Origin of the sequence: Dietzia sp. DQ11-44 (assembly GCF_014145205.1) — a bacterium.
GTDB lineage: Bacteria > Actinomycetota > Actinomycetes > Mycobacteriales > Mycobacteriaceae > Dietzia > Dietzia natronolimnaea.
Genome location: NZ_JAALEC010000095.1, coordinates 1 through 6,188 on the forward strand (window position 1 = coordinate 1; position 6,188 = coordinate 6,188).

The 6,188-nt window shown below is 69.2% G+C and carries 6 protein-coding genes and 1 pseudogene; 3 read left to right on the top strand and 4 right to left on the bottom strand.

Annotation, left to right across the window (positions count from 1 at the left end; all coding sequences use genetic code 11):
• Nucleotides 1-265: helix-turn-helix domain-containing protein (locus G6018_RS02840; RefSeq protein ID WP_182638664.1), on the bottom strand; the 265-nt coding region annotated here is incomplete at its 3' end.
• Nucleotides 266-334: 69 nt separating this feature from the next.
• Here G6018_RS02840 and leuC point away from each other — a divergent pair.
• The 3 genes from leuC to G6018_RS02855 all read left to right on the top strand — a co-directional run bounded on the left by leuC (nt 335) and on the right by G6018_RS02855 (nt 2,936).
• Nucleotides 335-1,801, top strand: a complete 1,467-nt coding sequence (leuC, locus tag G6018_RS02845) for a 3-isopropylmalate dehydratase large subunit (protein ID WP_182609741.1) — start codon at nt 335-337, stop codon at nt 1,799-1,801.
• 5 nt (nt 1,802-1,806) lie between these two features.
• Nucleotides 1,807-2,412: a 3-isopropylmalate dehydratase small subunit gene (gene leuD, locus G6018_RS02850; RefSeq protein WP_182609742.1), complete on the top strand. Its 606-nt coding sequence runs from the start codon at nt 1,807-1,809 to the stop codon at nt 2,410-2,412.
• Between the two features lie 143 nt (nt 2,413-2,555).
• Entirely contained in the window at nt 2,556-2,936 is a 381-nt protein-coding gene (locus G6018_RS02855) for an HU family DNA-binding protein (RefSeq protein ID WP_179525501.1), read from the top strand.
• Nucleotides 2,937-2,945: 9 nt separating this feature from the next.
• Here the strand turns inward: G6018_RS02855 and G6018_RS02860 are convergent, their stop codons facing one another.
• The 3 genes and pseudogenes from G6018_RS02860 to G6018_RS02870 form a co-directional block, all read right to left on the bottom strand.
• The gene (locus G6018_RS02860; protein ID WP_179525500.1) at nt 2,946-3,866 is read right to left on the bottom strand and encodes an NUDIX domain-containing protein; all 921 of its coding nucleotides are present in this window, start codon (nt 3,864-3,866) and stop codon (nt 2,946-2,948) included.
• Nucleotides 3,863-5,959 carry an RNA degradosome polyphosphate kinase gene (locus G6018_RS02865; RefSeq protein WP_182609743.1) on the bottom strand — a complete coding sequence of 699 codons (2,097 nt, stop codon included), beginning with the start codon at nt 5,957-5,959 and terminating at the stop codon, nt 3,863-3,865. Before G6018_RS02865 ends, G6018_RS02860 begins: the two co-directional genes overlap by 4 nt.
• Nucleotides 5,956-6,188, bottom strand: a pseudogene (locus G6018_RS02870) (2-phospho-L-lactate guanylyltransferase); the annotation flags it as partial. The gene G6018_RS02865 and the pseudogene G6018_RS02870, both read right to left, overlap by 4 nt.

A 6,188-nucleotide genomic window follows, 5' to 3' on the forward strand; every position in this document is an offset into this window, starting at 1 on the left:
GGGGCAGGACCGAGGATGCGGCCTCCGCCAGGGAATCCGCGGCGTGCGCGGCGAGCTTGGCCAGGCCCGGGCCGAGGCTCCACACGCCGGCGTCGTCCCGGGACAGGAGCTGGTGGATCTCGAGGCCCACCGCGAGCCGGTGGGCGGTGGCCCGGGGGAGTCCGGTGCGCTCGCAGAGGTCGGCCAGGACGCACGGCTGCTCGGCCACCGCGTGGAGCACCGTCATGGCTTTGTCGAGGACTCCGATCCCGCTATACTGTCTCACAGTTCGACTATAGCGTCCTACATGGTGAGAATCCATCGGTTCGACACCCGGGCGTGGACTGGAGGCGTGATGAGTGTGACACCGTCCGGAGGTGCCCGGGGCCGAACCCTGGCGGAGAAGGTCTGGGACGACCACGTGGTGGTCAGGGGCGAGGGGGAGGGCGAAGCCCGTCAGCCGGACCTCATCTACGTCGATCTCCACCTCATCCACGAGGTCACCAGCCCGCAGGCCTTCGACGGACTCCGGCTGGCGGGCCGCGGCCTGCGCCGTCCGGACCTCACCCTGGCGACCGAGGACCACAACGTCCCGACCGACATCGTCGGCGGGGCCGTCAACCTCATCGCCGACCGCGTCTCACGGACCCAGATCGAGACGCTGCGCACCAACTGCGAGGAGTTCGGGGTCCGGGCGTACCCGATGGGTGACCCGGGGCAGGGCATCGTCCACATCATCGGGCCCCAGCTCGGCCTGACCCAGCCCGGCATGACCGTCGTGTGCGGAGACTCGCACACCTCGACCCACGGAGCGTTCGGCTCCATCGCGATGGGTATCGGGACGTCCGAGGTCGAGCACGTCATGGCCACCCAGACACTGTCGCTGCGGCCGTTCAGGACCATGGCCGTCACCGTCACCGGCGAACTGCAGCCGGGGGTCTCCGCCAAGGACCTCATCCTGGCCGTGATCGCCCAGATCGGGACGGGCGGGGGTCAGGGGCACATCATCGAGTACCGCGGCGAGGCCATCGAGAAGCTCTCGATGGAGGCGCGGATGACCATCTGCAACATGAGCATCGAGGCCGGCGCCCGGGCCGGGATGATCGCCCCGGACCAGACCACTTACGACTACCTGAAGGGGCGGCCGCACGCCCCCGCCGGGGAGGAGTGGGACGCCGCCGTCGAGTACTGGACCGGCCTGCGGACCGACGATGACGCGGTGTTCGACACCGAGGTGGTGATCGACGGCTCCGCCCTCACCCCGTTCGTCACCTGGGGCACCAACCCCGGCCAGGGTGTGCCCCTCGGGTCCACCGTCCCGCACCCGGAGTCCTTCGGGGACGAGAGCGACCGTGTCGCCGCCGAGGGTGCGCTCGAGTACATGGACCTCGAGGCCGGCACCCCGTTGCGCGATGTCCCGGTGGACGTGGTCTTCGTGGGCTCGTGCACCAACGGGCGTATCGAGGACCTCCGGACCGTGGCGGAGATCATCGACGGCCGCGCGGTCGCCGAGGGTGTCCGGATGCTGGTCGTCCCGGGATCGATGCAGGTGCGCCAGCTCGCCGAGCAGGAGGGCCTGGACAAGGTGTTCACCGCGTTCGGCGCCGAGTGGCGTCAACCGGGGTGCTCCATGTGTCTCGGGATGAACCCGGACTCACTCGAGCCCGGCCAGCGCTGTGCCTCGACCTCCAACCGCAATTTCGAGGGCCGCCAGGGCAAGGGTGCCCGTACCCATCTCGTCAGCCCGGCGGTCGCCGCGGCCACGGCCGTCGTCGGCCGCCTGGCCTCGCCCGCCGATCTCGAGCCCGCGAAGGGGGCCTGATCATCATGGAGCCGATCACCACCCACACCGGCATCGGGGCGCCGTTGCACCGGTCCAACGTGGACACCGACCAGATCATCCCCGCCGAGTACCTCAAGCGCGTCACCCGCACCGGTTTCGAGGACGGACTGTTCTCGTCCTGGCGAGCGAACGAACCCGACTTCGTCCTCAACCGTTCCCCGTACGACCGCGCCTCGGTGCTCGTGGCGGGTCCGGACTTCGGCACCGGCTCGTCGCGCGAGCACGCGGTCTGGGCCCTGAAGGACTTCGGCTTCCGCGTCGTCATCTCCTCGCGCTTCGCCGATATCTTCCGCGGCAACTCCGGCAAGTCCGGACTGGTGGCCGCGCAGGTCGAGCAGCAGAACGTCGACCTGCTGTGGAAGATCATGGACGAGCGTCCGGGCCTCGAGTTGACCGTCGACCTGGGGACCCGGACCGTGACCGCGGGGGACGTGACCGTCCCGTTCGAGATCGACGACTACACCCGCTGGCGCCTCATGGAAGGTCTCGACGACATCGGGCTCACCCTCCGGCAGGCCGATGCGATCGCGGAGTTCGAGCAGCGCAGGCCGACCTTCAAGCCCGTCACCACGCTGCCCGGTCGCGGCTGACCGACCGGGCACCTGGCGGCTGACCGACCGGTCCGGAGTCACGTCCGGAACGCTCCCCGTGACGGCAACGTGTGAGTATGCTTATATTTCGTATGACGCGGTGCTCTGCCGCGTCGGCGTACTCACCCTAAGGGGGATCCCTCGTGAACAAGGCCGACCTGATCGCCGAGCTGGCGGAACGGATGGACGGAGACCAGCAGCTCGCCACCGAGGCGCTGGAGAACACTCTCGACATCATCGTGCGGGCGGTGGCGGCCGGAGAGTCCATCACCATCATGGGATTCGGCATCTTCGAGAAGCGCGCACGCGCGGCGAGGGTCGCGCGCAACCCGCACACCGGTGAGTCCATCCCCGTCCCACCCACGTATTCGCCGGCGTTCCGGCCCGGGCAGTATTTCAAGTCCGTCGTCCAGGGCACCGAGACCCTCCCCGAGGGTCGCCTCGCCGCCAAGCGGTCCAGTTCGCACCAGTCCTTCGGCGGTGTCGGGAAGAACGGTGTCAACCACCGCGACAAGGTCAGCTGAGCGCCTGCCTCACCGCACGGGGAGCGGGCTCGGGTAGTAGTCGGCGAACACCAGGGTCCCACCGTCGAACCCCAGCCCCCAGGCGCCGGACTTCTTGGTCGAGGTGTCCCCCACGTCGATACCGGCACGTTCGGCCAGGTCGCCCAGGAGGCCGGGGATCGCGGTCCCCTGAGAACTCACCGCTGCCACCCCGTCGCCGCCGGCGATCTCGAGGAGGCGGGCGCGGGCGGCGGCGGGATCGTCGAGGTACGCCTCGTCGCTCAGAACCGGCTCGGGTGTGACCCCGACCCCGAGCTCGTCGGCGAGTGGGGCCAGGGTCTGCTCACACCGCACCCGGGGGGCACTGTGGAGCCTCCGGACGCCGAACGCCCTGAGCATCGGGACCAGGAGTTCTGCCTGGGTGCGTCCGGCCTTGTCGAGCGGGCGCGACGAGTCGTCACCACTCCATTCCGAGCGGCTCCCCGCCTTGGCGTGTCTGACCAGCAGGAGGACAGAATCCACGGGCCGGGCCGCGGCGAAGCGCGTCAGGATCTTGCGGTCCAGTGCGTACGAGACCAGTTCCTTGGCCTCGTCGACCGGGAGCCACCGGATGTCGTCGACCTCGGAGTTGGGCTCGAAGCCACCCCCGGACGCGAGCGCGGACCAGTAGGTGACCTCCTTCCGGGTGTTCTCCTTGAGCGGGTACGCGGTGGTCCCGATCCTGGACTCGAGAGCCGCGGAGAACCCCGTCTCCTCCGCGATCTCGCGCACCGCGGTGACGGGCAGCGACTCACCGGGATCGACCTTGCCCTTGGGCAACGACCAGTCGTCGTACCGGGGGCGGTGGACCACGGCGCAGCGGGCGGACCCCCCGTCCATGCGGTACAGGACGGCCCCGGCCGCGGGGACCACCCGGACGCTGGTCCGGCCGCCGTTCGACTTCCTGCTCATCGGTCCCGGAACCCCGCGTGGACGGAGGCCATGCGCTCCTGGTGGTCGACCGAGTCGGACCGGTCCCCGGGGGCGGGCATCCGCGCCCACGAGGCGTCAGGCCTCAGATGGAAGCTGCGCGTGGCCGGGTCGAGGGCGGAGTCGAAGATGCGGTGGATCTGACCCTTGAGCCGGGGGTCGGTGACGGTGGTCATCACCTCGACCCGGCGGTCGAGGTTCCGGTGCATCATGTCGGCGCTGCCGATGAGCACCTCGTCCGCCCCGCGGAAGTTGAGGATCCGCGAGTGCTCGAGGAAGCGTCCGAGGATCGAGCGGACGTGGATGTTCTCGCTGAGCCCGGGGACACCGGCGCGCAGGGCACAGATCCCGCGGACCACGATGTCGACCTGCACGCCCGCCTGCGAGGCCCGGTAGAGGGCGTCGATGATCTGCTCGTCGACCAGCGCGTTGGCCTTGAGCCGGATCCCCGCCTCGCGACCCTCGGCCGCGAAGCCGATCTCGCGGTCGATCCGCTCGATGATCCCCGAGCGGATCCCCTCGGGGGCCACGAGCAGTCGTCGGTACTTGGAGACGTTGGAGAACCCGGTGAGGTGGTTGAACAGGTCCGTCAGATCGGACACGACCTCCTCGTCCGCGGTGAACAACCCCACGTCCTCGTACAGGCGGGCCGTCTTGGGGTTGTAGTTCCCGGTGCCGATGTGGGCGTAACGCTGTAGCCGGTCGCCCTCCTTCCGGACCACCAGGCAGGTCTTGCAGTGTGTCTTGAGTCCCAGCAGGCCGTACACCACGTGGACACCGGCCTGTTCGAGCTCTCGCGCCCAGCGGATGTTGTTCTGCTCGTCGAAGCGGGCCTTGATCTCCACCAGTGCGACGACCTGCTTGCCTGCCGCCGCGGCGTCGACGAGAGCGTTGACGATGGGGGAGTCGCCGGAGGTCCGGTACAGGGTCTGTTTGATCGCCAGCACGTTCTCGTCCGCAGCAGCCTGTTCGATGAACCGCTGGACGGTGGTCGCGAACGAGTCATACGGGTGCTCGACGAGGACGTCGCCCTCCTGGAGGGACGCGAAGATGTTCCGGGCGGTCTCACGCTCACCGAATGCCGGGGGGGTGGCGGGGACCATCGCCGGATCCTTGAGGTCGGGCATGTCCAGGCCGTGGATCTGCCACAGTCCCGTCAGATCGAGCAGTCCCGAGAACCGGATCACGTCCTCGGAGTCCACGTCGAGTTCGTGCTGGAGGATCCGGAGCATCCGCGGCGTCATGTCCTCGGCGATCTCCAGCCGCACGGCGGAGCCGAAGCGGCGGCGGGCGAGCTCGCGCTCGAGCGCCTGCAGCAGGTCCTCGTCACGGTCCTCCTCGACCTCCATGTCCGCGTTGCGGGTCACGCGGAAGACGTGGTGCTCGACCACCTCCATGCCCTGGAACAGGTCGCCGAGGTGGGCCGCGATGATCTCCTCGGCGGGCACGAACGAGTACTCGTCCTCCGCGTCCCGGGCGACCCTGACGAACCGGGGCACGTTGTGGGGGATCTTGACCCGGGCGAAGTGCTCCTGCCCCGAACCGATGTCGCGGATGATCACCGCGAGGTTGAGGCTGAGTCCGGAGATGTAGGGGAAGGGGTGCGCCGGGTCGACGGCGAGCGGTGTGAGGACGGGGAAGATCGAGTTCCTGAACAGCTCCGCCAGGGAGAACCGCTCGTCGGCGGTGAGCTCGCCCCAGGGCAGGATCCGGATCCCGTGTTGCTCGAGTTCGGGTCTGATCTCGTCGTGGAACAACCGGGTCTGCTCGTCGCAGAGCTCGCGGGTCCGGACACTGATCCGGCCGAGCTGCTCGGCGGGCGTCTGGCCGTCGGCGGATCTGACCGACAGACCCGTCTTGTCGCGGCGCTTGAGGCCGGCCACCCGCACCATGTAGAACTCGTCGAGATTCGACGCGAAGATCGCGAGGAACTTGGCCCTCTCGAGTAGCGGCAGGTCCTTCTCGCCCGCCAGGGCCAACACTCGTGCGTTGAAGTCGAGCCAGCTGAGTTCTCGGTTGAGGTAGCGGTCACGGGGTCGGGGGAGTTGCTCGAGCACGGGGTCGTCTGCGGTCACCGGACCATTGTGGCCGATACCCCGGCGGAGTGAGCACGTTGACTCACGGAGGGGGTCCTCAACACCGCCGCGGTGGCCTCACCCACGGCGCGTCCGGTCAGTGCCAGGACGTCCTCGGGGGTGTCGACGTCGCGACCGGCCGCGCCCGAGGGATCGGCCCCGCCGAGCGGGACGGCACCACCCTCGGACAGGTGTCGGGCGGCGGAGTCGGGCCCGAACCGGGGCACGC